The sequence below is a fragment of the Delftia sp. genome, from assembly GCF_059499305.1.
Genome location: NZ_JCABYI010000020.1, coordinates 242,653 through 268,580, shown reverse-complemented (window position 1 = coordinate 268,580; position 25,928 = coordinate 242,653). Strand labels below are relative to the sequence as shown.

Annotated in this window: 23 protein-coding genes; 7 read left to right on the top strand and 16 right to left on the bottom strand. The window is 69.8% G+C overall.

Annotated features, from left to right (window positions below):
• Positions 1-34: 34 nt before the first annotated feature.
• Positions 35-2,056 carry a 2,4-dienoyl-CoA reductase FMN-binding domain-containing protein gene (locus AC5I49_RS12060; RefSeq protein WP_495789403.1) on the bottom strand — a complete coding sequence of 674 codons (2,022 nt, stop codon included), beginning with the start codon at positions 2,054-2,056 and terminating at the stop codon, positions 35-37.
• Between the two features lie 160 nt (positions 2,057-2,216).
• Here AC5I49_RS12060 and AC5I49_RS12055 point away from each other — a divergent pair, with 160 nt between their 5' ends.
• Positions 2,217-2,756 carry a PadR family transcriptional regulator gene (locus AC5I49_RS12055; protein ID WP_016446262.1) on the top strand — a complete coding sequence of 180 codons (540 nt, stop codon included), beginning with the start codon at positions 2,217-2,219 and terminating at the stop codon, positions 2,754-2,756.
• A gap of 57 nt (positions 2,757-2,813) precedes the next feature.
• Here the strand turns inward: AC5I49_RS12055 and AC5I49_RS12050 are convergent, their stop codons facing one another.
• The 9 genes from AC5I49_RS12050 to AC5I49_RS12010 all read right to left on the bottom strand — a co-directional run bounded on the left by AC5I49_RS12050 (position 2,814) and on the right by AC5I49_RS12010 (position 11,408).
• Positions 2,814-3,737 carry an SMP-30/gluconolactonase/LRE family protein gene (locus AC5I49_RS12050; protein WP_495789402.1) on the bottom strand — a complete coding sequence of 308 codons (924 nt, stop codon included), beginning with the start codon at positions 3,735-3,737 and terminating at the stop codon, positions 2,814-2,816.
• 22 nt (positions 3,738-3,759) lie between these two features.
• Positions 3,760-4,659, bottom strand: coding sequence for an amidohydrolase family protein (locus AC5I49_RS12045; protein ID WP_495789401.1), 900 nt, complete (start codon positions 4,657-4,659; stop codon positions 3,760-3,762).
• Between the two features lie 4 nt (positions 4,660-4,663).
• A complete protein-coding gene (locus tag AC5I49_RS12040; RefSeq protein ID WP_016446265.1) occupies positions 4,664-5,620 on the bottom strand; it encodes a tripartite tricarboxylate transporter substrate binding protein in 957 nt (318 codons plus the stop codon).
• Positions 5,621-5,659: 39 nt separating this feature from the next.
• Positions 5,660-6,664: a Bug family tripartite tricarboxylate transporter substrate binding protein gene (locus tag AC5I49_RS12035; protein WP_495789400.1), complete on the bottom strand. Its 1,005-nt coding sequence runs from the start codon at positions 6,662-6,664 to the stop codon at positions 5,660-5,662.
• Between the two features lie 70 nt (positions 6,665-6,734).
• Entirely contained in the window at positions 6,735-7,667 is a 933-nt protein-coding gene (locus AC5I49_RS12030; RefSeq protein ID WP_016446267.1) for an NAD(P)-dependent oxidoreductase, read from the bottom strand.
• Positions 7,664-8,350 carry an RraA family protein gene (locus AC5I49_RS12025; protein ID WP_016451551.1) on the bottom strand — a complete coding sequence of 229 codons (687 nt, stop codon included), beginning with the start codon at positions 8,348-8,350 and terminating at the stop codon, positions 7,664-7,666. Before AC5I49_RS12025 ends, AC5I49_RS12030 begins: the two co-directional genes overlap by 4 nt.
• Before the next feature lie 48 nt (positions 8,351-8,398).
• Entirely contained in the window at positions 8,399-9,397 is a 999-nt protein-coding gene (locus AC5I49_RS12020; RefSeq protein WP_016446269.1) for a Bug family tripartite tricarboxylate transporter substrate binding protein, read from the bottom strand.
• Positions 9,394-10,329 (bottom strand): amidohydrolase family protein, encoded by a 936-nt coding sequence (locus AC5I49_RS12015; protein ID WP_046987105.1) that lies wholly within the window; start codon positions 10,327-10,329, stop codon positions 9,394-9,396. Before AC5I49_RS12015 ends, AC5I49_RS12020 begins: the two co-directional genes overlap by 4 nt.
• Before the next feature lie 77 nt (positions 10,330-10,406).
• On the bottom strand, positions 10,407-11,408 hold the full coding sequence (locus tag AC5I49_RS12010; protein WP_012206083.1) for a Bug family tripartite tricarboxylate transporter substrate binding protein: 1,002 nt from the start codon (positions 11,406-11,408) through the stop codon (positions 10,407-10,409).
• Positions 11,409-11,535: 127 nt separating this feature from the next.
• Here AC5I49_RS12010 and AC5I49_RS12005 point away from each other — a divergent pair, with 127 nt between their 5' ends.
• Positions 11,536-12,324 carry an IclR family transcriptional regulator gene (locus tag AC5I49_RS12005; RefSeq protein ID WP_016451548.1) on the top strand — a complete coding sequence of 263 codons (789 nt, stop codon included), beginning with the start codon at positions 11,536-11,538 and terminating at the stop codon, positions 12,322-12,324.
• A 40-nt stretch (positions 12,325-12,364) separates the two neighbouring features.
• On the opposite strand, the gene AC5I49_RS12000 is transcribed toward AC5I49_RS12005, so the two are convergent.
• Both AC5I49_RS12000 and AC5I49_RS11995 read right to left on the bottom strand, forming a co-directional pair.
• Entirely contained in the window at positions 12,365-13,876 is a 1,512-nt protein-coding gene (locus AC5I49_RS12000; RefSeq protein WP_070080457.1) for a YdgA family protein, read from the bottom strand.
• Positions 13,877-14,264: 388 nt separating this feature from the next.
• A complete protein-coding gene (locus AC5I49_RS11995) occupies positions 14,265-15,167 on the bottom strand; it encodes an alpha/beta fold hydrolase (RefSeq protein ID WP_495789399.1) in 903 nt (300 codons plus the stop codon).
• A gap of 133 nt (positions 15,168-15,300) precedes the next feature.
• Here AC5I49_RS11995 and AC5I49_RS11990 point away from each other — a divergent pair, with 133 nt between their 5' ends.
• The gene (locus AC5I49_RS11990) at positions 15,301-16,227 is read left to right on the top strand and encodes a LysR family transcriptional regulator (RefSeq protein WP_244388090.1); all 927 of its coding nucleotides are present in this window, start codon (positions 15,301-15,303) and stop codon (positions 16,225-16,227) included.
• A 120-nt stretch (positions 16,228-16,347) separates the two neighbouring features.
• The gene (locus AC5I49_RS11985; protein ID WP_026061994.1) at positions 16,348-16,929 is read left to right on the top strand and encodes a peroxidase-related enzyme; all 582 of its coding nucleotides are present in this window, start codon (positions 16,348-16,350) and stop codon (positions 16,927-16,929) included.
• Here the strand turns inward: AC5I49_RS11985 and AC5I49_RS11980 are convergent.
• Positions 16,898-18,391, bottom strand: coding sequence for an aminotransferase-like domain-containing protein (locus AC5I49_RS11980; RefSeq protein ID WP_495789398.1), 1,494 nt, complete (start codon positions 18,389-18,391; stop codon positions 16,898-16,900). The genes AC5I49_RS11985 and AC5I49_RS11980 overlap by 32 nt on opposite strands.
• A gap of 96 nt (positions 18,392-18,487) precedes the next feature.
• Between AC5I49_RS11980 and AC5I49_RS11975 the strand changes: the two genes are divergently transcribed.
• Positions 18,488-19,282, top strand: a complete 795-nt coding sequence (locus tag AC5I49_RS11975) for an arylamine N-acetyltransferase family protein (RefSeq protein WP_252651983.1) — start codon at positions 18,488-18,490, stop codon at positions 19,280-19,282.
• Positions 19,283-19,286: 4 nt separating this feature from the next.
• Here AC5I49_RS11975 and AC5I49_RS11970 read toward each other — a convergent pair whose 3' ends face one another.
• Positions 19,287-20,291, bottom strand: coding sequence for a LacI family DNA-binding transcriptional regulator (locus AC5I49_RS11970; protein ID WP_046239660.1), 1,005 nt, complete (start codon positions 20,289-20,291; stop codon positions 19,287-19,289).
• 229 nt (positions 20,292-20,520) lie between these two features.
• Here AC5I49_RS11970 and AC5I49_RS11965 point away from each other — a divergent pair, with 229 nt between their 5' ends.
• Together AC5I49_RS11965 and AC5I49_RS11960 are read left to right on the top strand one after the other, a co-directional pair.
• On the top strand, positions 20,521-21,489 hold the full coding sequence (locus tag AC5I49_RS11965; protein ID WP_495789397.1) for a Bug family tripartite tricarboxylate transporter substrate binding protein: 969 nt from the start codon (positions 20,521-20,523) through the stop codon (positions 21,487-21,489).
• A 43-nt stretch (positions 21,490-21,532) separates the two neighbouring features.
• Entirely contained in the window at positions 21,533-22,690 is a 1,158-nt protein-coding gene (locus AC5I49_RS11960; protein ID WP_495789396.1) for an L-talarate/galactarate dehydratase, read from the top strand.
• 6 nt (positions 22,691-22,696) lie between these two features.
• Here the strand turns inward: AC5I49_RS11960 and AC5I49_RS11955 are convergent, their stop codons facing one another.
• Complete coding sequence (locus AC5I49_RS11955) at positions 22,697-24,043, bottom strand: sigma-54-dependent transcriptional regulator (RefSeq protein WP_046988154.1); 1,347 nt, start codon at positions 24,041-24,043, stop codon at positions 22,697-22,699.
• The gene (locus AC5I49_RS11950) at positions 24,040-25,920 is read right to left on the bottom strand and encodes a sensor histidine kinase (protein ID WP_016451540.1); all 1,881 of its coding nucleotides are present in this window, start codon (positions 25,918-25,920) and stop codon (positions 24,040-24,042) included. The genes AC5I49_RS11955 and AC5I49_RS11950 overlap by 4 nt, the downstream gene beginning before the upstream one ends.
• Between the last annotated feature and the right edge of the window lie 8 nt (positions 25,921-25,928).

Sequence of the window (25,928 nt, the reverse complement as noted above, 5' to 3'; positions counted from 1 at the left end):
TGGTTGAGGTGGAAAACGGAATCGGGCGGCGCCCTCAAAGGCTGGCCGCCAGCGTGGTGCCTTGCACGATGGCGCGCTTGGCGTCGAGTTCGGCCGCCACGTCGGCGCCGCCGATCAGGTGCACGCTGCAGCCCGCCGCGCTCAGGGCCGCATGCAGCTCGCGCTGCGGCTCCTGGCCCGCGCAGAGCACGACGTTGTCCACCTCCAGCAGTTGCGGCTGGCCGTCCACGGTGATGTGCAGCCCGGCGTCGTCGATGCGCTCATAGGCCACGCCCGAGCCCATGGCCACGCTGCGTGCCTTCAGCGAGGTGCGGTGTATCCAGCCCGTGGTCTTGCCCAGTTGGTCGCCCACCTTGGTGGACTTGCGCTGCAGCAGGTGCACGCGGCGCGGCGAGGGCTGGGCCTGCGGCTGCGCCAGGCCGCCGGCCTGGGCGTAGTCCGTGTCTATGCCCCACTCCGCATAGAACTTGCGGGGCGCCACGGCGCCGCTGTCGCCGGCATGGGTCAGGTACTCGGCCACATCGAAGCCGATGCCGCCCGCGCCGATGATGGCCACGCGCTCGCCCACGGGCCTGTCGCCCTGCAGCACGTCCAGGTAGCCGAGCACCTTGGGATGGTCCACGCCGTCGATGGCGGGAACGCGCGGCCGTATGCCCGTGGCCAGCACGATCTCGTCATAGCCGCCCTCGATGAGCTGGGCTGCCTCCACGCGGTGGCCCAGTCGCAGCGCCACGCCGCCCAGCTCCAGCTGGCGGCGGAAGTAGCGCAGCGTCTCGTGGAACTCCTCCTTGCCAGGCACCTTCTTGGCAATGTTGAACTGCCCGCCGATCTCGCTGGCCGCATCGAACAGCGTCACCGCATGGCCGCGCTGCGCGGCGGTGACGGCAAAGCTCAGGCCCGCCGGGCCGGCACCCACCACAGCGATGCGCTTGGCGGCGGGCGCGGGCGCAATCACCAGCTCGGTCTCGTGGCAGGCGCGCGGGTTGACCAGGCAGGAGGTGATCTTGCCGCCAAAGGTATGGTCCAGGCAGGCCTGGTTGCAGGCAATGCAGGTGTTGATCTCGTCGGCACGGCCCTGGCGCGCCTTGCGCACGAAGTCGCCATCGGCCAGCAGCGGCCGGGCCATGGAGACCATGTCGGCATAGCCCTCGGCCAGCAGGCGCTCGGCCACTTCGGGCGTGTTGATGCGGTTGGAGGTGATCAGCGGGATGCCCACCTGCCCCATCACGCGCTGCGTGACCCAGGCATAGGCGGCGCGCGGCACCTTGGTGGCGATGGTGGGGATGCGCGCCTCGTGCCAGCCTATGCCCGTGTTCAGCAGCGTGGCGCCCGCGGCCTCGATGGCCTGGGCCAGCGCGATCACTTCCTCCAGCGTGGAGCCGCCCTCCACCAGGTCCAGCATGGACAGGCGGTAGATGATGATGAAGTCCCGCCCCACACGCTGGCGCGTGCGCCGCACGATCTCCACCGCAAAGCGCATGCGGCCCGCGTAGCTGCCGCCCCATTCGTCATCGCGGTGGTTGGTGCGTGCGGCGATGAACTCGTTGATCAGATAGCCCTCGGAGCCCATGATCTCCACGCCGTCGTAGCCCGCATGCCGGGCCAGGGCTGCGCAGCGCACGAAGTCCTCGATGGTCTGCTCCACCTCGTCGCCCGTCAGCGCATGCGGCACGAAGGGGTTGATGGGCGCCTGCAGCGCGCTGGGCGCCACCAGCCCGGGCTGGTAGGCGTAGCGGCCGAAGTGCAGGATCTGCATGGCGATCTTGCCGCCCTCGGCATGGACGGCCTGCGTGACGATGCGGTGCTGGTCCGCCTCGTGTTCGTTGACCATCATGGCGCCGCCCTTCATGGGCCGGCCGCGCTCATTGGGGGCGATGCCGCCCGTGACGATCAAGCCCACCTCGCCGCGCGCGCGCTCGGCGTAGAAGGCGGCCATGCGCTCGAAGCCGTTGGGCGCCTCTTCCAGGCCCACGTGCATGGAGCCCATGAGCACGCGGTTTCTGAGCGTGGTGAAGCCCAGGTCCAGTTCGGCATTCAGGTGGGGGTAGTGGGTCATGCCTGTCTCGCTTTTTTATGCAACTGATTGCATGAATGTAGTCAGCCTCCTTTATTTATGCAACTGGTTGCGCAAAAAATTGCAGAAATGACTGCAGCGCTTGGCCGCGCCTCCATGCAGGCCCGTAAGATGGCGCCCAGCGCCAGTCCCTTTGTTGCCGATGTCCCTGCCACACGCCCTTCTCACCGCCTTGGTCGAGCACCCCTGCTCGGGCTCGGAACTTGCCGAGCGCTTCGACCGCTCCATCGGCTACTTCTGGAACGCCACGCACCAGCAGATCTACCGCGAACTCGCACGACTGGAGGAGGCGCAATGGATCGAGGCCCTGCCCGCCGAATCCGGCCGGGGCCGCAAGCGCCAGTACCGCATCCTGCCCACGGGCCGCAAGGAGCTCAAGCGCTGGGTGGCCGAGCAGGAAGACCCCAAGCCGCTGCGCGAGGAATGGATGGTGCGCCTGCGTGCCGAGGCGGTGGTGGGACCCTGCGGACTGCAGGACGAAGTGCAACGGCTGCTGGCACTGCACCAGGCGCAGCTGGACGTCTACCAGCGCCTGGAGCAGCGCGACTTCCTGGACAAGCCGCCCACGCGCGAGCGGCGGCTGCAGCATCTGGTGCTCAAGGCCGGCATACAGCAGGAGCAGCTGTGGATAGGCCTGCTGCAGGAAGCCCGGGAGATCCTGGACATGCCGGCCAGGCCCTGAGGAACGGTTGCGACGACTGAGACTGCCGAGACGGCTGAGAAGGTCGCGACGGCCGCCTCAGCCCTTGCTCAAGCCGTGCAGCGCCAGCCCCGGCGCCTCCAGCCGGGCACGCAGAATGCGCCCGTGCGTGGAGTCCGTCACATACAGCGTGCGGCGGTCCGCGCCGCCAAAGGCCAGGTTGGTGAGCGAGCTTCCCGGCACGCCACGCAGCACCTGCACGGGCTCGGCCCGATGGTTGAGCACCCACACCAGGCCCAGGCCCGGGTTGGCCACCAGCAGCCGGCCCTGGTCATCCACGGCCAGCCCATCGGGACCGCTGGGGCCGTAGGAGGTGAAGAACTGCCCCACCTTGGCCACGCTGCCATCGGGCAGCAGGGGCACGCGCCAGACGCAGTTGCCGCGCGTCACGGCCAGGTAGAGCACGCGGCCATCGGGCGACAGCGCCACGCCGTTGGGGCTGGGCACGTTGGCCAGCAGCAGGTCCAGCCGGCCGTCCGGCCGCAGGCGGTACAGGCGGCCGCTGGGATCGTGCAGGCCGCTCTGGCCCTGGTCGGTGAAGTAGAGGTTGCCTTCGGCATCGAAGACCAGATCGTTCACGCCCTTGAAGCGCTCGCTGTTGCGCCGCTGCAGATAGGGGCTGACGCGCCCCGTGGCCACCTCCAGGCACATCAGGCCGTTCTTGTAGTCGGTGATCAGCAGCGTGCGCTCGTCAAGGAACTTCATGCCGTTGGGCTCGCCGTCGTACTCGGCCACCAGGGTCCAGGCGCCTTGCGGATCGATGCGGAAGACGCGGCCCCAGGGAATGTCGGCCACGTACAGGTTGCCGGCGCCGTCGAACACCGGCCCCTCGAGGAAGGAGTCGGTGACGGCGCCGCCCCGGTTGGCATCGGCCCAGTCGCTGCGCTCGGGGCGGCGCAGGGCGTCGGGCATGGCGGTGAACGATTCGAGTTCGCAGACCTGGGGGGCTTGCAGCAGGAACATGGTGCTTGTCTTTCTCGGGATTTCAGGGGATGGCGCTGAAACCGTACAGGCGCGCTGGATTGTCGACCAGGATGCGGTCCATGGCCTCGTCCGTGCCCGCCCAGGCCTGCAGCAGATCGACCAGATCGGCATCGTCGACGGAGCCCGGCGCCTCGGTGGTGTGCGGCCAGTCGCTGCCCCAGACCAGGCGCTCGGGTGCGGCGCGCACCAGGTCGCGGCCCAGCGGCAGCGTGTCGGCATAGGAGGGGCCGCCCACCGATGAACGCATATAGGCGCCGGAGAGCTTGACCCAGGTATTGCCGCCATCGAGCAGCCGGCGCAGCGCGGCATGGGCCGCGCCCTCCACGCCCTGCATGCCCGCGGCCGGGTCGATGCGACCCAGGTGGTCCACGACCAGGGGCACGGGCAGCGCGCCCAGCACGGGCTCCAGCGCCACCAGCTGTTCGGGCTGCATGAAGACCTGCACATGCCAACCCAGCCGTGCGACCCGGTGCGCCAGCGTGACCAGCATGTGGGCCGTGGTCTCGCCCCAGGACTGCGGCGAGACAAAGTTCACGCGCAGCCCGCAGACACGGTGCGCGGCCAGCCGGTCCAGCTCGGCATCGGCCACATCGTGGGCGACCACGGCCACGCCGCGCGCATCATCGCCCAGGCGCTCCAGCGCATCCAGCGTGCAGGCGTTGTCCGTGCCATAGGTCGAGGGCGTGACCACCACGGCGCGCGAGGTGCCCAGGCGCTGCTGCAGTTGACGGTACATGGCCACGTCGGCCTGCGGAGGCGTGCGCGGCCAGTGCGGCGACGGCGCAAAGCGCGCATCGAAGATGTGCATGTGGCTGTCGCAAGCCAGGGGCGGCAGCGTGCGCGCAGGCCTGCTCGTGCCGGCCGAGTGCGGCACGGCCATGGCGATGTCGGTCATGCCCATGCGCTCAGTCCAGCACGATGGCGCCCTTGCGCACCACCTCGCCCCACTTGGCGTCTTCCTTCTGGAGGAAGGCGGCGAACTCGGCCGGCGTCGATGCCATGGGCTGGGCGCCCAGGTCGCTCAGGCGCTGGCGCACCTCGGCTTCCTGCAGCACCTCGGACAGCGCCTGGTGCAGGCGCGCGGCCACGGGCTCGGGCGTGCCCGTGGGCAGGAAGATGCCGTTCCACTCATAGGCCTCGTAGCCGGGAATCACGGTCTCGGACACGGTGGGCACATCGGGCAGGCGCGCCGAGCGCTGGGGCGCCGCCACGGCCAGGGCGCGCAGCTTGCCGCCCGTGACCAGCGGATAGGTGGCCGCCATGGTGCCGAACATGAAGTCCACCTGCCCGCCCATCACATCGGCAATGGCCGGCCCGCCGCTCTTGTAGGGCACATGGACCATGTCCAGCTCCAGCCGCTGGCGGAACAGCTCGGCCGCCAGGCGCTGCACCGTGCCGCTGCCGCCCGAGGCGAAGTTGATCTTGCCCGGCTGCGCCTTGGCCCTGGCCGCCAGGTCGGCCACGCTGCGCACGGGCGAGTCGGCCTTGACCACGACCACATTGGGCATGAGCAGCACCAGCGACAGCGGCTGCAGCGCGCTGCGCGCATAGGGCAGCTTGGCAAACAGATGCGGGTTGATGGAAAACGGCGTGGCGTCGTAGAGCACCGTGTACCCGTCGGCGCGCGCCTTGGCCACCTGGCTGGCGCCAATGGTGCCGCTGGCGCCGGGCCGGTTGTCCACGATGATGCTGGTGCCCAGCCGCGCGCCCATGCGCGTGGCCAGCAGGCGCGCGGCCGCGTCGGCGCCGCCGCCGGGCGCATAGGGCACGACCAGGGTGATGGGACGCTCGGGAAAGGCGGCCTGGGCCACGGCGGCGGCCAGGGCGCAGGCCGCGATCAGGGTTCTGGCAAGGAATTTCATGGCTTGTCTCCACATTTTTTAGAGGGGGCGGCGGCCGAATCAATCCGCCTTCAGGTTCAGTTCGCGGGCGATCTGCGCATAGGAGGCCGCTTCGCTGGCCACGCGCTGCGCGAAGGCGCTGCCGCAGCTGGACTCGGCATCCATGCCCAGGCCGTGCAGCTTGTCCGCGGCCGATGCACTCTTGGCAAACTCCACGGCCACGCGCTCCAGCGCCTGGGCCGCGCCGTCGGGAATGCCGGCCGGCGCGAGCACGCCGTACCAGACATCGGCCGAGTAGTCGCCGCCACCCGCTTCGGCAAAGGTGGGCACCTGGGGCAGCAGGGACGCGCGTCTGGGCGAAGCCACGGCCAGCGCCGTGAGCTTGCCGCTGCGCACCTGGGGCAGCACCGAGCCCAGCGTGGCGAAGGAGCTGTCGAGCTGGCCGCCCATGAGATCCGTGACCACGGGCGCCGCGCCCTTGTAGGGCACGTGGTTGAGCTTCAGGCCCTTGGCCCGCGCAAACATCTCGGTGGCGAAATGGCCCGAACTGCCCATGCCCGCCGTGCCGGCCGTGACGCTGCCGGGCCGGCTGCGTGCCTGGTCCATGTAATCCTGCAGGTTGCGCGCCGGCATGCCCGGCCCCACGACCAGCACCGTGGGGCTGCTGGCCACCGTGCACAGCGGCCGGAACGAGCGCACCACCTCGAACTTCACGCGGCCCTGGTACAGCGCCGGGATCATGCTGTGGTTGGTGGCGCCGAACAGCAGCGTATAGCCATCGGCCGGCGCGCCAGCCACGGCCTGCGCGGCCAGTATGGTGTTGGCCCCGGGCTTGTTGTCCACCACGAAGGGCTGGCCCAGCGCCTTGCCCGCATGGTCGGCAAAGGCGCGCGCCACCACGTCGGTGGGGCCGCCCGCCGCAAAGCCCACGACCAGCCGCACGGGCTTGGCCGGATAGTCCTTCTGCGCCAGCGCGGGCTGGGCGCCCAGCACGGCCAGCCCCACGGCGGCCAGCAGGCCGCCGCGCAAGGCCAGGCGGCGGACCTCTTGGAAATTCCTCGACATCGCTTGTCTCCTCAAATCACATGCATGCACATGCATGGGCCAAGGGCGCACACGGCGCCCCTGCCCTGGCTCAGGCGCCGGCCACCGCAGGCACGCGGGCCAGCACCTCCAGCACATTGCGGGCCGCGCCCACGCCCATGTTCACGTAGGCATCGCCGGTCACGCCGCCGATATGGGGGCTGAGCACGAAGTTCCTTTCGCCCTGGAACGGGTGGCCGGCCACCATGGGCTCCACCGCAAAGCTGTCCAGCCCTGCGGCCGCCACCTGGCCCGAGCGCACGGCGGCCAGCAGCGCGGCCTCGTCGATCAGGCCGCCGCGTGCGGTGTTGACCACGATCACACCGCGCCTGCAGGCCGCCAGCGTGGAGGCGCCGAGCATGCCCCGGTTTTCCTCGGTCAGCGGGCAGTGCAGCGAAATCGCGTCGGACTCGCGCCAGATGGTTTCCAGGTCCACGGGCTGCACGTAGGCGGGCAGGTTCTTTGCGAAGGGATCGAAGCCGATCACGCGCATGCCCAGCGCATCGGCCATGCGCGCAAAGCGCAGCCCGATGGCGCCCAGCCCCACCAGGCCCACGGTGCGCCCGCCCAGCTCCAGGCTCTTGTGCGTGGCCTTGTCCCAGTGGCCTGCGTGCATGCGGGCATCCAGCGCCACCACCGACTTGGCGCAGGCCAGCAGCAGCGCGAGTGCCTGCTCGGCCACGGCCGCCGCGTTGGCGCCAGCCGCAGCCACCACGGCAATGCCGCGTTCGGCGGCGGCCGCCTTGTCGATGGTGTCCGTGCCGCTGCCGTGCTTGGAGATCACGCGCAGCGAGGGCGCCGCGTCCATCACGGCCGCGCCCACCTTGCCGTAGCGCACGATGATGGCCACGGGATCATGGGCGCGGCACAGCGCGACCAGGTCCTCTTCGGTGGGCGTCTTGCCCGCATAGACGATGTCGTGCCGGGCCAGCAGGTCCAGGGCCTGTGGCGCCAGATCGGCGCCGGTGACGATGATGGTGCTCACAGCGATTCCCCTTCCTTGAGCACGCCGGCCGCGCGCAGGGCCGCGGGCAGCCACTTCGATGCCGTGTCGCCGCGCGCAATGGCCTCGATGCGGGCGGCCTCGTCGGCCACCTTCTTCACGGCCAGCTCCAGCATGGCGGGTGCCTTGGCGCGCTCGATGACGACCACGCCATCGGCATCGCCCACCACCAGGTCGCCCGGGTGAACCGTCGTGCCACCAGCGCAGATGGCGTGGTTGATGCGGCCCGGCACGAACTTGGTCGGGCCTGCGGGATTGAAGCCTGCGCTGAACACGGGGAAGTCCAGCTCCAGCAGCTCCAGGCGGTCGCGGATGGCGCCGTCCACGATGACGCCGGCCAGGCCCAGCTTCTTGCAGGCGCTGAGCATCAGCGTGCCCATCAGCGCGGCGGTCTGGTCGCCCTTGCCGTCGATGACCAGCACGTCGCCGGGCCGGGCCAGCGCGATGGCGGCGTGGATCATGAGGTTGTCGCCGGGACGCACCTCGACGGTGAAGGCCGGGCCGGCCACTTTCATGCCCTGGTGCACGGGCGCCACGCGCGAATGCATGGTGCCGCGGCGGCCCGCCACGTCGGCCAGGATGGCGGCCTGAAAGCCGGCTGCGCGCTGCACGACTTGGGCGTCCACGCGCTCTATGTCACGGATGATTTCTGGGAGTTGGCTCATGATGGTCCAGTGAGATGAGGTGAAGGAAAACAGAAAGATGTGCGCGCGTCAGTCGGCCTTGATACCGGCCTCGCGGATGAGTTGGGCCCACTTGGCGGAGTCGGATTTCTGCAGCTCGCCCAATTGCCGTGGCGTGCCGCCGACCAGGGTCACGCCCAGCCGCTCGGCCAGTGCCACGACGGCCGGGTCCCTGAGCGCCTGGCCGATCTCCTGGTTCAGCCGCTGCACGATGGCGGCCGGCGTCCTGGCCGGCGCAAAGACGGCCTGCCACTGCTCGACCACGAAGTCGCCGATGCCGGCCTCGGCCATGGTGGGCACGTCAGGCAGGGCCTTCAGGCGCGCCGCCGAGGTCACGGCCAGCGCGCGCAGCTTGCCGCCCTGCACATGGGGCAGCGCGGCGGCCACGGGGGCGAACATGAACTGCACCTGCCCCGCCAGCGTGTCCTGCAGCGCGGGCGTGTCGCCCTTGTAGGGCGCATGGATGAAGCGCACGCCGCCCTTTCTTTGCAGCAGCTCGCCCTGCATCTGCAAGATGGTTCCGCTGCCGCCCGAGGCAAAGGCCAGCTGGCCCGGCTGCGCCTTGGCGGCGGCCAGCAGATCGGCCACCGACTGGAAGGGCTGGGCCGCGCCCACCACCAGCAAATGGGGAATGGTGCCTATGGTGATGACGGGCTCGAAGCCCGCAATCGGGTCATAGGGCAGCTTGCCCATGAGGTGGGGCGCGATCGCCTGCGGACCGATGGAGGTGCCCAGCAGCGTGTGGCCGTCCGGCGCCGCCTTGGCCACGTAGGCCGCGCCGATGGTGCCCGTGGCGCCCGCGCGGTTGTCCACGATCACGGTGCTGCCCAGGGCCTTGCCCAGGTGCAGTGCCACCTGGCGGCCCAGCACATCGGTGCTGCCGCCGGGCGGATAGGGCACGACCCAGGTGATGAGCTTGCCTGCCGGCCATGCGGGCTGCGCGTGGACGGCGGCGCTGCACAGCGGCCCCAGCAGGGCGGCGCCCCCTGCGGCCAGCAGGGTGCGGCGCGTGGGATGGAAGGTGTTCATGGTTTGTCTCCTGCTTGTGTGCAATGCAATGGCGGCGCTGCGGTCTCGAAGCCGTACAGCGCCCGGGGGTTGTCCACCAGCACGCGCCGCAGCGTGGCGGCACCGCCGGCATGGGCGGTCCAGTCGGCCAGGCGGTCGATCTGGCGGGCGTCATCAGGCAGGGGCTGCATGCCTGCCGAGGCGCTGACATGCGGCCAGTCGCTGCCCCAGAGCACACGCTCGGGCGCGCAGCGCAGATAGCTGGCGGCCAGGGCGTCCAGCGCCGGGTCTTCGACCGACTGCAGCGCGCTGACGATGTAGCCGCCGGACAACTTGACCCAGGCCCTGCCGCCCTCCAGCAGCTCCAGCAGCAGCGCATGGCCCGCATGGCGCCCCGCCTGCTCGGGGGCAATGCGGCCGAAGTGGTCGAACACCAGCGGCACCGGCAATTGCCGCAGCACGCCGGCCAGCGACGCCAGCAGGTCCGGCGCCATCAGCAGTTGCAGATGCCAGCCCAGCGGCGCGATGCGGCGGGCCAGCGGCACCAGCAGCTCGGCCGTGCCCGTCACGCCCAGCGACAGGTTCAGCCGCACGCCGCGCACGCCCAGGCCGTGCAGGCGCTGCAGCTGGTCATCGCTTTCGCTGCCATCGATCACGGCCACGCCCCGCGCCTGCGGGCCGAGGGCGGCCAGCCCGTCCAACATGCAGCGGTTGTCGCTGCCGTAGGTGGACGGCGTGACCAGCACGCAGCGCGAGGTGCCCAGGCGCCGCTGCAGCGCGCGGTAGTCGCCGGCCGAGGCGTCGGGCGGCAGCAGCCGCGCGCCCGGGGTTGCCGGGTAGCGGCCGTCATAGACATGCACATGGCAGTCGCAGGCATCCGGGGGCAGCACGGCACGGGGCCGGGCGCTGCCCTGCGAGAAACGGACGGGCACGGCAAGGCTGTCGCAGTCCATGGCGAGATCTCGATGGAGGAAAGGAAGGGAGGTGGGAGCGAGAAGGAAGCGAAAGGGCTGGCGCCCCTGCCCCGGGCTCAGTCCAGGCTGGCGCCCGAGTCCTTGACGATGCGTGCCCAGCGCGGCACCTCGGCGCGCAGCAGCGCGGCGAACTTCTCGGACGAGCCGCCCAGCACCTCGCCGCCTTCGGAGCGCAGCTTCTCGGCCACCTCGGGCACCAGCAGCGCATCGTTGATGGCCTTGTTCAGCTGCTGCACGATGGCCTGGGGCGTCCCGGCCGGCGCCAGCACCCCGAACCAGGTGACGGCCTCGAAATCCTGGTAGCCGGACTCGGCCAGCGTGGGCGTCTGCGGCAGCTGGGCGGAGCGCTTGAGCGAGGTGACCATCACTGCGCGCAGCTTGCCGTTGCGCACCTGGCCCAGCAGCGTGGGCACGGCGGACATGTAGAAATCGATCTGCCCGCCCACCAGGTCGGTCATGGCCTGTGCTGCGCCCTTGTAGGGCACATGGCGCAGCTTGATGCCGGCCGCGTTCTCGGCCAGTTCGCCGGCCAGGTGCGCCACCGTGCCGTTGCCCGGGTAGCCCAGCGTGAGGCCGTCGGGCTTGGCCTTGGCGGCCTTGACCAGGTCGGCAAAGGTCTTGTAGGGCGAGTTGGCCGGCGCGGCCATGACGATGGGCGCGGAAGCCACCAGCGCCACGGGCACCAGATCCTTCAGCGGGTCATAGGGCAGCCTGGCGTACAGCGAGGGGTTGATGGCCAGGTTGCTGGTCTGGCCCATGACCAGGGTATGGCCGTCCGGCGCGGCCTTGGCCACGGCGTCCACGCCCAGGTTGCCGCCGGCGCCGGGCCGGTTGTCCACCACCACGGTCCACTTGTTGTGGTCCGCCAGCCGCTGGGCCACGGTGCGCGCGATCATGTCCGTGCCGCCACCGGGCGGAAACGGCACGACCAGGCGGATGGGCTTGCGGGGATAGGCGTCCTGGGCCTGGGCAGCGCCCATGGGCACGATGGCGGCAACGCCGACCAGGACGGCAAGAAGGCGTGCGTTGAGGCAACGCGAAAGCGAGGGAATCGGCATGGCGGTTTGTCTCCGTTTGTTGTGTCCAACGCCCGCATGGCTGCGGTGCGTGGGACGAACTTTATGAAAACGTTTCAACCCATACAATGCCGTTTCATACAGCGCAACCAATTGCATGCCTTGCACCATGAACAAGCCCCCCAGCACCCCTTCCCCGGCGCAGCCACCCGATGACAAGGCCAGCGCGGCCAAGGACGGCGGCGTCATCGCCGTCACGCGTGCCTTGCAGCTGCTTGGCGCCTTCGCCCTCGGGGAGTCGCACCTGTCCCTGGCGGAACTGAGCCGGCGCTGCGCGCTGCACAAGACCACGGTGCTGCGGCTGGCGCGCACGCTGGCGCAGTCGGGCTTCATGGTGCAAAGGGACGATGGGGACTGGCGCCTGGGCCCGGCCGCTGGCTGGCTGGGTGCGCGCTACCAGGCGGGCTTCGATGTGCAGAACGTGCTGGAGCCCGCGCTGCGCGCGCTCACGCAGGCCAGCGGCGAGAGCGCGGCCTTCTATGTGCGCGAAGGCAATGTGCGCACCTGCCTCGTGCGCGTGGAAGGGCCGCAGGCCCTGCGCCACCATGCGCGCATGGGCGAGGGGCTGCCGCTGGACCAGGGCTCGCCAGGGCGCGTGATCCTGGCGTTTTCAGGCGAGCCAGGGCCGGTGTACGAACAGATCCGCCAGCGCGGCTACCACTGGTCCATCGGCGAGCGCGAACAGGGCGTGGCCACGGTGTCGGCGCCGGTGTTCGGCATGCACTGGCGGCTGATGGGATCGGTGTGCATCTCGGGGCCGGCATCGCGCCTGCCCGAGGCCCGGCTGGAAGCCATGGCGCAGACGGTGGTGGCGGCGGCCAACCAGCTGTCCTATGCGCTGGCGGGCAGCGCCAGCACACAGGCCCCTGTGGTGCGCGCCAGCCAGTGGCATCCCTGAGAACCCCTTCCGGGGCGACGCCCGGAAGGTGGAAGGCCGCTTACTGCAGCGCGCCCATGGGCAGGGCGATGGGCTTGCCGTTGAGCGTGACCTGGCCGGCCTGCATCTTGAGCGCGCTGACCAGCTTGTCGCCTTCCAGGCGGGCATAGCCCGTGGCCTGGGCCATGCCCAGCATGCCTTCCACATCCTCGGCCGAGACATCGGGCTTGCCCGATGCCTTGATCAGCGGCTCCAGCCAGGCCTTGGGCAGGCTGGCATTGGCCTGCAGTGCCGAGGTCTTGAGCAGCGCCGGCATCCAGCCGGCCTGGGCGACCTGCTCCTGCGTGGGCGCGCTTTGCACTTCGGCGCCGTACTCCAGGTGGCCGGTCTGGCCCTGGTAGGTGGCCTGCAGCTTCATGGAGTAGGCCGGCAGGGCCGCCACCAGGCGCGGGGCGTTCTGCATCAGCACGCCCATGCCCTGCTCTTCCAGCGATTCCAGTGCCTTGGCCAGGCCCTCCTTGCGATAGCCCTCGACCATGACGCGCTGGAAGCCGCGCAGCGCCTCGATGTCCAGGCGCTGGATCTTTTCCTCGTAGCCCACGGACTCGAAATCGATGGGGCCGATACGGCCCGTGCCCTTGACCTGGGTGGTCATGCCCAGCGTGGTCTTGTCGGACTCGATGACCGAGCTGCCGTCCACGTTCTTGAGGTCCAGCAGCGTCTTGGCCTCGCCGCCTTCGGCGGGCGTGCTGCTCATGCCGAAGCGGGCGATGCGCACGCTGGCCTTGCCGGGGCCCAGGCCCCACAGGCCGTCGATGACCTTGTTCTCGAAGCTGCTTTCCAGGCCCGTGAGCACGATGCTGGTGCGCTCCACCGGCGCTGCGGCCGGCTGGGCGGCGATGGCCTCGTCGTTGTCGGATTCCTCCTCCTCCTCGCCCTCTTCCTCTTCCACGCCCATGGACTTGTCGCGGCTGGGCAGGCCCAGCAGGGCCACCTCGGGCCAGCGCCAGGTGCCCTTGACGCTGCCACCGCCCAGGGCCGTGTCCAGCACCATTTCCTGCCAGCGCATGGTGACTTCGTTGTCGCCCATCTCGCCTGCAGGCAGCAGCAGGCGCACATCCTGGCCGCCCGTGAAGTGGTGCACGCTGGTCAGCGTGGGAGCGACAGCCTTGGCCAGGGTCTGGCGGCTCTTTTCGTCCAGGCCGTCGAGCGCAAAGCGCGTCTCCGACACCGCTGCCGCCAGGCGGCCACCGGCCAGCGGGCCGTGGCGCACCGTGGTGTCCACCACCAGGCGCACGGGCTTGGGGGCGGCTTCTGCGCCGGCGTCTGCAGCGGCGGGCGCATCGGCCTCGCCAGCCGCAGGCCACTGCAGCACCAGCTTGGCCTGGGACGACAGGAATCCCTTGTGGTATTCGTCGGTCACGACGGCCTTCTCGCCCAGCACCTTGCGCAATTCGGCCACGGCATCCTTGTAGCCGGACTCGGCCCTTTGGCCCGTATACCAGGTGGTTCCTCCATAGGCCACGACGGCCAATGCCACGGCAGCAGCCACTGCGGTTTTCTTGTTGCTCATTGTGAATATCCCGTGATGAATAAGACCCTCCCCCTCGGGCGGGCCGCGCGACTGTATCAGTTCGGCGTTTCACCATGCATCGGCAATGGGCCGCGCATTGGCCCGCCTGCACCTTGTGCGGTGGTTCCCTATGGGCGCAAGGCGTTGCCCAGCCCTTGCCAGGCCTTGTCTCCAGCGGCTTTCAAGGATTGGGACCTGGGCATTGCATGCGGGCAGCAGGCATGCGGTTTTTTCAATTGCTTACCTTTTCCGGACACGATTGGCATACCAATTGAATCCATGGAGAACGCTATGTCTCCCCAGATATGGTGCGAATGCACCTTTGCCCTCTTTGCCCTTTTTTGTCGGCTTGCCTGAATGCAGTCCCGAAAGCCAGCAATGACCGCACTCACCCGGCCTGCAACAGAAATGGCAGGGCCGCGTCCAGCAGTGCATCGGGCGCCTCCTCGGCAATGTAGTGCCCGCAGGCCAGCGGCCAGCCGCGCACATCGTCGGCCACGAGCTGCCACTCGCGCAGCGGATCGAAGCAGCGGTGCACCACGCCCTCCTCGCCCCAGAGCACCAGCAGCGGCATGGACAGCCTGCGCCCCAGCCGGCGGTCCTCGCGGTCATGATTCAGGTCGATGCCGGCCGAGGCGCGGTAGTCCTCGCACATGCCGTGCGCGCTGCCCGGCAGCGCCAGGCAGCGCTGGTACTCGGCCAGCGCCCGGGGATCGAAGGGCGCCAGGCCGGCGCTGCGCCGGCCCATGATCTCGCGCACATAGGCGGCGGGGTCGGCCTCGATCAGGCGCTCGGGCAGCGGCGCGGGCTGGATCAGGAAGAACCAGTGCCAGTAGGCGCGCGCAAAGGCCTCGCCGGTCTGCTCGTACATGGCCAGCGTGGGCGCAATGTCCAGCAGCACCAGGCGCTGCACGCTGGCGGGATAGTCCATGGCCAGCCGGTGCGCCACGCGCGCGCCCCGGTCATGCGCCAGCACGCTGAAATGCTCATGGCCCAGCCGCGCCATCAGCCGCAGCAGGTCGCGGGCCATGGTGCGCTTGCTGTAGTTCACATGCTCGGGGTCGCCGGCGGGGCGCGAGGAGTCGCCATAGCCGCGCAGGTCGGCCAGCACCACGGTGAACTGCTGCGCCAGCCGGGGCGCGACGCGGTGCCAGATGGCGCTGGTCTGCGGGTGGCCGTGCACCAGCAGCAGGGCCGGCCCCTGGCCGCCCACCCAGGCGTTGATCTCCACCCCGTCATCGACCGTGATGCGCTGCTGGCGCAGGCCCGGCATCCATGGATCTGTGTGCATCCCGGAGATTCCTTCTACGTTGTTCATGACTGTCAGCCTGCCATGCTAATCAGTAAACCAGGCTGCATAAATAGCAAAATATTGCATTGATCCATCAGTTCAATTTACGAATCAACCATCCACCGCATCCACCATGGACGGCTTTTCCGACCTGCGTTTCTTCTCGCTGCTGATCCGCGAAGGCAGCCTGGCCGCTGCGGCCCAGCAGATGGGCGTGACGCCGCCCGCCGTCAGCCGCCGCCTGTCCTTGCTGGAGCGGCGCCTGGGCGTGCGCCTGCTGCAGCGCACGACACGGCGCATCCACCTGACGCCCGAGGGCGAAGCCTACCTGCTGGACGGTGCGCGCATCCTGGCCGACCTGGAGGCGCTGGAGCGCAGCATCTCGGGCACGCGCGCCACGGCGCGCGGCCCGCTGTCCATCGCCTGCACGCTGGGCTTTGGCCGCCAGCGGCTGGCGCCCGCGCTGTCGGCCTTTGCGCGCGCCTATCCCGAGGTGCAAGTGCAGCTGCACCTGACGGACAGGCCCGTCAACCTGGTCGAGCAGGGCTTTGACGCCGTGGTGCGCTTTGGCGCCCTGCCCGACTCCGGCCTCACCGCCCGCCTGCTGCTGCCCAACCGCCGCGTGCTGTGCGCCGCGCCCTCCTACCTCAACGCCCATGGCGAGCCACGCCAGCCTGCGGACCTGCAGGCCCACCGCTGCATCGTGATCCGCGAGAGCGACGAAACCTATGGCAGCTGGCGCCTGAGCCGCCGCACGCGCCAGGGCCTGAGCGAGCACAACATCAAGGTCAACGGCGTGATGAGCACCAACGATGGCGCTGCAGCCCTGACCTGGGCACTGGACGGCCACGGCATCCTGCAGCGCTCGCTGTGGGACGTGGCCGCGCCGCTGGCCGCAGGCGCCCTGCGTGAGGTCCTGCCCCAATGGCAGCTGCCTGCGGCCGACATCTACCTGGTGCACGCCACGCGCAGCGAGATGTCGGCCCGGATCCGCGCGCTCACCGGCTTTCTGGGCGACTGGTTTGCACAACGGCCTGAGCCGGAGATGGCGCCCGCCTGAGCCCGGGCGCAATCTGCAACCTCGGCGGCAGGCAGGCTGTCATGCGCGTTCACCCCGCGCAGCGCAGGCCATGCGAACATGGACCGCAACGACAACCACCACACCCAGGAGACAAGACACATGGCCACCGCCCGCTACCCCCAGCCCGAACTGTCCAGCCTGCCCGAGGACATCCGCACCCGCATCCTTGAAGTGCAGGAAAAGGCCGGTTTCATCCCCAACGTCTTCCTGGCCTTTGCGCGCCGCCCTGCCGAGTGGCGTGCCTTCTTCGCCTACCACGATGCCCTCATGCTCAAGGAAGAAGGCAGCCTGACCAAGGGCGAGCGCGAGATGATCGTCACCACCACCAGCGCGGCCAACCAGTGCCTGTACTGCGTGGTGGCCCACGGCGCCATCCTGCGCATCTACGAAAAGCAGCCCTACGTGGCCGACCAGGTGGCGGTCAACTACCGCAAGGCCGACATCAGCGCCCGCCAGCGCGCCATGCTGGACTTCGCCATGAAGGTCTGCGAACGCAGCCATGAAATCTGCGAGGCCGACTTCGAGGCGCTGCACGCCCATGGCTTCGACGACGAGGACATCTGGGACATCGCCGCGATCACCGCCTTCTTCGGCCTGTCCAACCGCATGGCCAGCTTTGCCGGCATGCAGCCCAATCCCGAGTTCTTCCTCATGGGGCGCGTGCCGCGCGAGAAGAAGTAGGCTGGCCGACCTGTGCCCCCTGCCGCGCAGCAGCACCCTCGACCAAACCCCGGCATATCTCCCCCACCTGCCCCACGGCCCCCAGCAGGCGCGGCGTGGGCTCGTTGGCGCAGTTCAGGCGCAGGTGGTTGGGCAGGTCCGAGCGCGATGAGAACAGCGGGCCGGGGCTGACGCCAATGCCCAGCTCCAGCGCGCGGCGGTGCACCTCCAGTGCATTGACCTGGCGCGGCAGTTCCACCCACAGCAGAAAGCCCGCGCGCGGGGCCGAGACGCGGGTGCCGGGCGGAAAGCTGGCCTCGACCCTGGCCGTGACGGCCTGCACCCCGGCCTGCACGCGGGACTTGAGACGGCGCAGGTGCCGGTCGTAGTCGCCGCTGGCCAGCACCTCGCTCACGGCGGCCTCCAGCAGCGGCGCACCGGCCCAGTCGCCCGCCAGGCGCACCTGCAGCACCTGGGCATGGAAGCGACCCGCCGCAATCCAGCCCACGCGCCAGCCCGGCGCCAGGGTCTTGGACACCGAGCCGCAATACAGCACGTTGCCGCTGCCGTCGAAGGCCTTGCAGGCCGGCGGGCGCTGTCCGTCGCCTGCAAGGTCGCCATAGACATCGTCTTCGATCAAGGGAATGCCTGCCCGCTCCAGCAGCGCCAGCAGGGCCTGCTTGCGCTCCACCGGCATGCTGGCGCCCAGCGGGTTCTGCACGGTGGGCGATGCCAGCACGGCAGCCGGCCGGTGGCGGGCAATGGCCTCGGCCAGCGGCTCCAGCAGCAGGCCTTCGCGGGGATCGGTGGCAATCTCCAACGCCTTCAGGCCCAGGTCCTCCAGCAGCAGCAGGCTGCCGAAATAGGCGGGCCGCTCTACGGCCACGACATCGCCGGGCTTGCACACGGCGCGCAGGGCCAGCCGCACGGCCTGGGTCGCGCCTGCCGTCAGGACCAGGTCGTCGGGGCCGAAGCGCGCACCCCATTGCGCAGCCCGGGCCGCGATCTGGCCGCGCAGGTCGGCGCGGCCCGGCGGCATGCTGTAGGTCTGCCCGTGCGCGTCCAGGCGGCGCCCGGCGGTCTGCAGCGCGCGCTGCAGCCGGGCCGTGGGCAGCCAGGCCGGATCGGGCAATGCCGCACCCAGCGGGATCAGGCGCGTGTCGGGACTGCTGAACAGCGAGCGCGCCAGGGCCGACAGGGTCACGGGCACGGGGCGCGACGACGGGCGGGATGCCTGCAGCGCCGCGCCGCCGGTTGCCTGCCGCACAAAGTAGCCCGAGCGCGGACGCGCGACGATCAGGCCCTCGGCCTCCAGGCAGCGCAGTGCCTCCAATGCGGTGGGCAGGCTGACCTGTTCGCGCTCGGCCAGGCTGCGGGCGGAGATCAGCCTGTCGCCGGGGCGCAGTGCGCCGCAGGCCAGCGTCTGGCGCAGGGCCTGGGCAATGCGGCGGTAGTGGGGCAAGGGTTCGTTGTTGGTGGGCATGCCAATCTGTACAGGTCAGTTTTCTTGGATTCTGCTTATACAGGCATTGGCTGCCCGGATTTATCGTTGCAGCCATCAAGCAACCCGAGGAAACCCATGCAAGCCAGCAATTTCGATCTCCAGGCCTATTTCCGCCGCATCGGCTTCAGTGCCGGGGACTCCGCCCAGGCAGATGCCGCCACCCTGCATGCGCTGATGCGCCAGCAGCTTTTTTCCGTGCCTTTCGAGAACCTGGACGTGCAGGCCGGCAAGATCGTCTCTCTGGTGCCCGAAGACATTGCGGGCAAGATCCTCGGCGGCGCCCGGGGCGGCTACTGCTACGAGGTGAACGGCCTGTTCGCCATGGCGCTGCAGGCCCTGGGCATTGCCTACCGCTTTGTGGCGGCGCGGCCCATGTTCTATCCGGCACGCCGCCCCCGCACCCACATGGCCCTGGTGGCCGAGGTCGAGGGACGGCGCTGGCTGTGCGACCTGGGCTTTGGCAGCTACGGCATACGCGCCCCCATGGCCCTGGACGTGCTGGACACCGAGGTCCGCCAGGACGGCGACACCTTCCGCCTGAGCCTGGACGACCAGGGCGAGTACCTGCTGCAGGCCCGCGTGGACGGTGAATGGGCCAACCAGTACGCCTTCAACCTGTCGCCCCAGGAATGGGTGGATTTCGCCCCTGCCAACTACCTGAACTCCACGCACCCGGACGCCATCTTCGTGCAAAAGCGGGTGGTGGTGCTGCACCAGCCGGCCGGCCGCATGATCCTGGTGGGCGACGCGCTCAAGACCATCACGGCCAGCGGCACCGAGACCAGGCAGCTGGCGCCTGATGAAATCCAGCACGCGCTGGGCAGCCTGTTCGGGCTGGCGACCGAGCGCCAGGCAGCTGCCGTGTGCTGACCCTCTAAGCTCGGCGGGTCGAATCCCGCTCGATCAGCTCGAACCCCAGGTCGAACGCCGAGCGCCCGGCACTGTGGCCCTTGCAGCGTGCCAGCACGAGTTCGGCGGCCAGGCGGCCTATGCCCGGCCCGTCCACATGCACGGTGGTCAGCGACGGCAGCAGATGGGCCGCGAAATCGGCATTGCCGAAGCCCGAGACGGCCAGATCCACGGGCACGCGCAGGCCGCGCGCCTGGGCTTCCACCAAAATGCCGTGGGCCAGCATGTCCGAGCTGCAGACCACGGCCTGCAGATCAGGCTGCTGCGCCAGCAACTGGCCCAGCGCCTGCCGGCCCAGCTCCAGGCTGCCGGGCGCGGACACGGTGACCGTGGGCACCTCGCGGCCCCAGGCTGCAAGAAAGCCCTCGCGCCGCTGCTGGGCCCGGTGGTCGCTGCCCGTGGCCATGCCCACGCGCTGCAGGCCGCGCGAAAGGAAATAGCCGGCCAGCGCGCTGCCCACCTTCAGGTGGGAAAAGCCCACCACCATGTCCAGCGGCCGGTCGCTGAAGTCCCAGGTTTCCACCACGGGAATGCCGGTCCTGCGCAGCCGCTCGCGCGCCTTGCCGGACTGCACCAGGCCCATCATCACAATGCCGTCGGGCTGGCGCCCGATCATGGCGTTGAGCACCTCCTCCTCGCGCTGCTCGTCGTAGAAGGTCTGGCCCAGCAGCAGCTGATAGCCCTCCTGCGCCAGCGTGGCCGTCAATGACTGCACCGTGGGCAGGAACTGCGACACCGACAGCGCGGGCACCACGCCGGCCACCATGCGGCTGCGGCGGGACTTGAGCCCGCCGGCCAGCAGGTTGGGGATGTAGCCCGTGGCCTCCACGGCCTGGCGCACGCGCTCGCGCGTCTTCTCCGAAACGATGGAAGGATTGCCCAGTGCGCGCGAGGCCGTGATCAGCGAGACGCCGGCCGCCTCGGCCACGTCGTGCAGCGTGGCGGGCCTGGGTGGTGTGGGTGTGTTCATGGGCAAGCGCGATCGCGGGCTGGTATCGGGGACGGGCCTGAAGATAGCAGACCGCCCTCCACGCACGGGCGCCAAGCCTGCCCTGCATCGCAGAAATCGTGATTGACAGCCAAAATGACAACGATATCATTTTGCTGAAAGCGCAAATCCTTGCATCTACAAAATGGCATCGGCGCTTTTTCATTTCCCCGGAAATGACAACGATGTCATTCACAAATCAGGAGACAAGATGAATCACATTCTTCGTGCCATGGCGCTGGCCCTGGCCGCACTCGCTGCCTTTTCTGCGTCGGCCCAGGCCTGGCCCGACAGGCCGGTCACCCTGGTCGTGCCCTTCCCCGCCGGCGGCTCCACCGACCAGGTCGCGCGCGCCGTGGCGCCCAGGCTGGGCGACAAGCTCAGGCAGTCCTTCGTGGTGGAAAACAAGGCCGGCGCCACGGGCACCATCGGCGCAGCCTTCGTGCAGCGCGCGGCGGCGGACGGGCAGACCTTTCTCGTCACCTCGCTGGGCCCGCTGGTCATCGTGCCCCACCTGATCAAGAACCTGCCCTACGACGCGCTCAAGGACTTCGACCTGATCACCGTGGCCGTGCAGTCGCCCAACGTGCTGGTCGTGCCTGCCGCCTCGCGGCACAACAGCGTGGCCGACGTGGTCGCCCACCTCAAGGCCCATCCGGGCAAGATGAGCTTTGCCTCGGCCGGCCACGGCTCCAGCGACCACCTGACGGCCGAACTGTTCTGGCAGCAAACGGGCACCCAGGGCGTGCACATCCCCTACAAGGGTGGCGCGCCCGCCCATGCCGACCTGATCGGCGGCCAGGTCGATGCCTCGTTCCAGAACATCAATGCCGTGATCCAGCACATCCGGGCCGGCAAGATGCGCGCCCTGGCCGTGACCAGCCCGCGCCGCTCGCCCGTGCTGCCGGACCTGCCCACGCTGGCCGAGGCCGGGGTGAAGAACGTGGAGGTCGCCTCCTGGCAGGCCATCGTCGCGCCCAAGGGCCTGCCGCCTGCGCTGCGCGACAAGGCGCATGCGGCCTTTGTCGAGGCGCTCAACGATCCCCGGGTGCGCGAGCAGTTCGTCTCCATCGGCTACGAGATGGTGGCCGGCACGCCCCAGCAGTTCGCCGAGTTCCAGCGCCAGGAATACGCGCGCTGGAAGTCGGTCATCGAGGCCGGAAAGATCAGCATCGACTGATGCCTGCCCCTGTCCTTTTTCCAACCACCGCACTCCCGCAGCCATGACCTCTTCCGCGCTCTCCGAAACCACCAGCCAGGACCGCATCCAGTGGATACGCCTGTCGTCCTGCTACCTCCCCCTGGCCCGGCCCATCAGCGATGCCAAGGTGCTCACGGGCCGCCAAAAGCCCATGACCGAGGTAGCCATGCTGTTCGCCGAGATCCAGACCCGCGACGGCCACCGGGGCCTGGGCCTGAGCTACGCCAAGCGCGCAGGCGGCCCCGGCCAGTTCGCCCATGCCAGCGAGATCGCGCCCACCCTGCTGGGCGAAGACCCCAGCGACATCGCACGGCTGTGGACGCGCATGTGCTGGGCCGGCGCCTCCGTGGGCCGCAGCGGGCTGGCCGTGCAGGCCATCGCGGCCGTCGACGTGGCGCTGTACGACATCAAGGCGCGCCGCGCGGGCCTGTCGCTGTCCAAGCTGCTGGGCTCGCAGCGCGAATCCGTGCGCTGCTACAACACCTCGGGCGGCTTTCTGCACACGCCGCTCGATGAGCTCAAGCGCAACGCCAGCGCCTCGCTGGAGCGCGGCATTGGCGGCATCAAGCTCAAGGTGGGCCAGCCCGACTGCGCGCTGGACATACGGCGCGTGGAGGCCATGCGCGCCCACCTGGGCGATGACGCGCCCATCATGGTCGATGCCAACCAGCAATGGGACCGCCCCACGGCCCAGCGCATGTGCCGTGTCTTCGAGGAATTCAACCTGGTCTGGATCGAGGAGCCGCTGGACGCCTACGACCACGAAGGCCATGCCGCGCTGGCCGCGCGCTTCGACACGCCGATCGCCACCGGCGAGATGCTGACCAGCGCCGCCGAGCACGGCGATCTCATACGCCACCGCAGCGCCGACTTCCTCATGCCCGACGCGCCGCGCGTGGGCGGCATCACGCCCTTCCTGCAGATCGCGGCCCAGGCCGAACTGGCCCACCTGAGCCTGGCGCCCCACTTCGCCATGGAGCTGCACGTGCACCTGGCCGCCACCTGCGCCAACGAGCCCTGGGTGGAACACTTCGACTGGCTGGAGCCGCTGTTCAACGAACGCCTGGAAATCGCCAATGGCCGCATGCTCGTGCCCACCCGCCCCGGCCTGGGACTGAGCCTGAGCGAGCAGGCACGGCACTGGACGCGCGAAAGCGTGGAGTTCGGGGAGCAGGGTTGAGGGTGCCTACCCATCCAGCCCGTACTTGCGGATCTTGTCGTGCAGCGTGGTCTTGGGGCTGCCCAGGGCTTCGGCCGTGCGTGCCAGGCTGCCGCCGTGGCGGCGCAGGGCGTCGGCGATGAGGGCGCGCTCGAAGGCCTCGACGGTGGCGGACAGCGGCCGGGGCGCGGTGTCCTGCGCGGTGGTGCCGGCCGGCTGGCCGAAGGGGGGCGAGCCGGCCTCGATGCCCAGCACCGTGCGCTCGGCCACGTTGCGCAGCTCGCGCACGTTGCCGGGCCAGTCATAGCCCAGCAACTGCTGCACGCGCGCGGTGGTCAGCTCGGGCACGGGCCGCTGGTGGCGCGCCGCGCCCTGCAGCGCGAAATGCTCGAACAGCAGCGGCACGTCCTCGCGCCGCTCGCGCAGCGGCGGCAACGAGACGGTGGCCACGTTCAGGCGGTAGTAGAGGTCGGCGCGGAACAGGCCCTGCCTGCTGAGTTCGAGCAAATCCACCTTGGTGGCCGCGATCACACGGCAGTCGATGGGGATCAGGGTATTGGAGCCCAGGCGCTCCAGCACGCGTTCCTGCAGCACGCGCAGCAGCTTGATCTGCATGGGCACGGGCATGCTCTCGATCTCGTCCAGGAACAGCGTGCCGCCGCTGGCGTGCTCCAGCTTGCCGATGCGCTTCTTGCCCGCGCCGGTATAGGCGCCGGCCTCGCTGCCGAACATTTCGCTGTCGAACAGCGTGTCGGGCAGGCCGCCGCAGTTGACGGCCACGAAATTGCCATCGCGCCGCGCGCTGGCTTCGTGCAGGCAGCGCGCCACCAGTTCCTTGCCCGTGCCGGTCTCGCCCTGGATCAGCACATCGGCCGCGCTTTGCGCCAGCCCCGTGAGCATCTGGCGCAGCTGGCGCATGTTGGGCGCGCGCCCTATCAGCCGGTGCTCCAGGCTGTCGCGCTGCTGCAGTTGCTGGCGCAGCGCGCGCACCTCCAGCACCAGGCGGCGGCGCTCCAGGGCGCGGCGCACGGCGCCGACCAGGGTTTCGGGGGCGAAGGGTTTCTGGATGAAGTCCTGGGCACCGTCCTTCATGGCCTGCACGGCCATGGAGATGTCGCCGTGGCCGGTGATCAGCACCACGGGCAGCTCGGCATCCATGGCCACCAGCTCGCGCAGGAAGGCCATGCCGTCCATGCGCGGCAGCCGGATGTCGCTGACCACGATGCCCGCGAAGTCGCGCGACAGGCGCCGGCGCGCCTGCTCGGCGCTGCCCACGCTTTCACAGGCGATGCCTTCGAGCTGCAGCGCCTGCTCGCAGCCGAGCACGATGTCGGGGTCATCCTCGATGATCAGGACTTTGAGGGCGTCGGTCATGGTGTGTCGGCAGAGGGTGTGGAGGGAGCCAGGGCCAGGCTCAGCGTGAAGACGGCGCCGCCGCCCGGATGGTTGCTGCCCGTCAGCGTGCCGCCGCATTCACGCACGATGCCGGCCGACAGCGCCAGCCCCAGGCCCAGGCCCACGCCCTCTTCCTTGGTGGTGAAAAACGGCTGGAACAGATGGGCCTGCGCCGCTTCGCTCAGGCCCGGCCCGTGGTCGCGCACGGTGACCTGGGCGCGGCCATCGGCCACGGCGCAGGCCAGCTCCAGGCAGGGCGCGGGCTGGCCGCGCATGGCGTCCAGGGAGTTGTTGATCAGGTTGATCAGCACCTGCTCGATGCGGTTGCGGTCGCACCAGGCCACGGCCTCGGGCACGCCGTCATCGCGCAGGATGCGGGCGCCGGTCTCGGCCACGCGCGACTCCAGCACGGCCAGCGCATTGTCCAGGGCACGCGCCAGCGGCACGGCCTGGCTGGCGCCGCTGGACTTGCGCGCAAAGTTGCGCAGCTGGCCGGTGATGCGGCCCATGCGGTCGGCCAGCTGCGCCATGCGCTCCAGGTTCACGCGCGTGGTTTCGGTATCGCCGCGCTCCAGAAAGCGCTGGCTGTTGCCGGCCAGGGTGCGCAGCGCCGTCAGCGGCTGGTTGAGTTCATGGGCCACGCCCGTGGACAGCTGGCCTATCACGGCCAGCTTGCCGGCCTGCACCAGTTCGTCCTGGGCGGCGCGCAGCGTGGCCTCGGCGTGGGTGCGCTCGGCCACCTCGGCCTGCAGCGCCTCGTTGGCGGCCGACAGGTCGGCCGTGCGCTGCTCCACCTTGCGCTCGAGCTCGTCGTGCGCGGCCTGCAGCGCCTCGCGCGCGGCCAGCCGGTCGCGCAGGTGGCGGCGGCGCTCGTTGACCATCATGGCCAGCAGCAGCACAAAGGCCGCGCCCACGGCCGCGGCCAGCGCGCGGCTCTGGGCCAGCTGGTCGACCTGCTCCAGGTGCGAGAGCACGGTGATCGTCCAGGGCGTGCCCGGCAGCTGGCGCGACTGGGCCAGGAAGCGGCCGCTGACCGGGTAGACCGAGCCTGGCGATTCCTCGCCATGGCGGGCAATGCGCACCAGGCGCGCGCCCTGGCCCAGGTCGCGCAGCACCTGCAGGCCCAGCGGCTCCAGCGCGCGGCGGTTGTACTGGCGCGTGTGGTCGAAGGCGGCGCGCGTGCCCTCGTCCAGCGTGCGCAAGGTGGTGAATTTCCAGTCGGAGACCGTGCCCAGGATGACGACGCCGTTCTCGTCGCCCACCAGCACGGGCGCCTCCACCGTGGACCACGATTGCTCCAGCTGGTCCAGGCTGACCTTGACCACGGCCACGCCCAGCGTGTGGGTGTCGTCGCCCAGGGTGGAGGCCAGGTAGTAGCCGGGCTCGCCGCGCGTGGTGCCAATGCCGAAGAAGCGCGCGCTGCCCGTGGCCATGGCCGTGCGGTAGTAGGGGCGAAAGCTCAGGTCCTCGCCCAGGTAGCTGTCGGAGCGCCGCCAGTTGCTGGATGCCACGACGTGGCCGCGCGCATCGACCAGGTAGGCTGTCAGCGTGCCCGCGCGGTCGTTGAGCTGCTCCAGGTAGGCGTTGACGCGGTTGGTGAGCTGCTCGTCGCCGGGCTCGGCCAGCAGCCTTTGCACATTGCCTTCCAGTGCCAGCACGTCGGGCAGGAAGGCGTACTTGCCGATCTCGCGCTGCAGGCTGGCGCCGTACAACTCCAGCCGGTGCATGCCCGTGGCACGCAGATCGGCGATGCCCAGCCGCTGCGCCATCAGGTACGCACCCCAGCCGCTCAGCCCGCTCAGGGCAAGCCACAGCAAAAGCAGGATGAGCTGGCGCAGGGGGCGGCGGGCGGGCATGGTGAAGG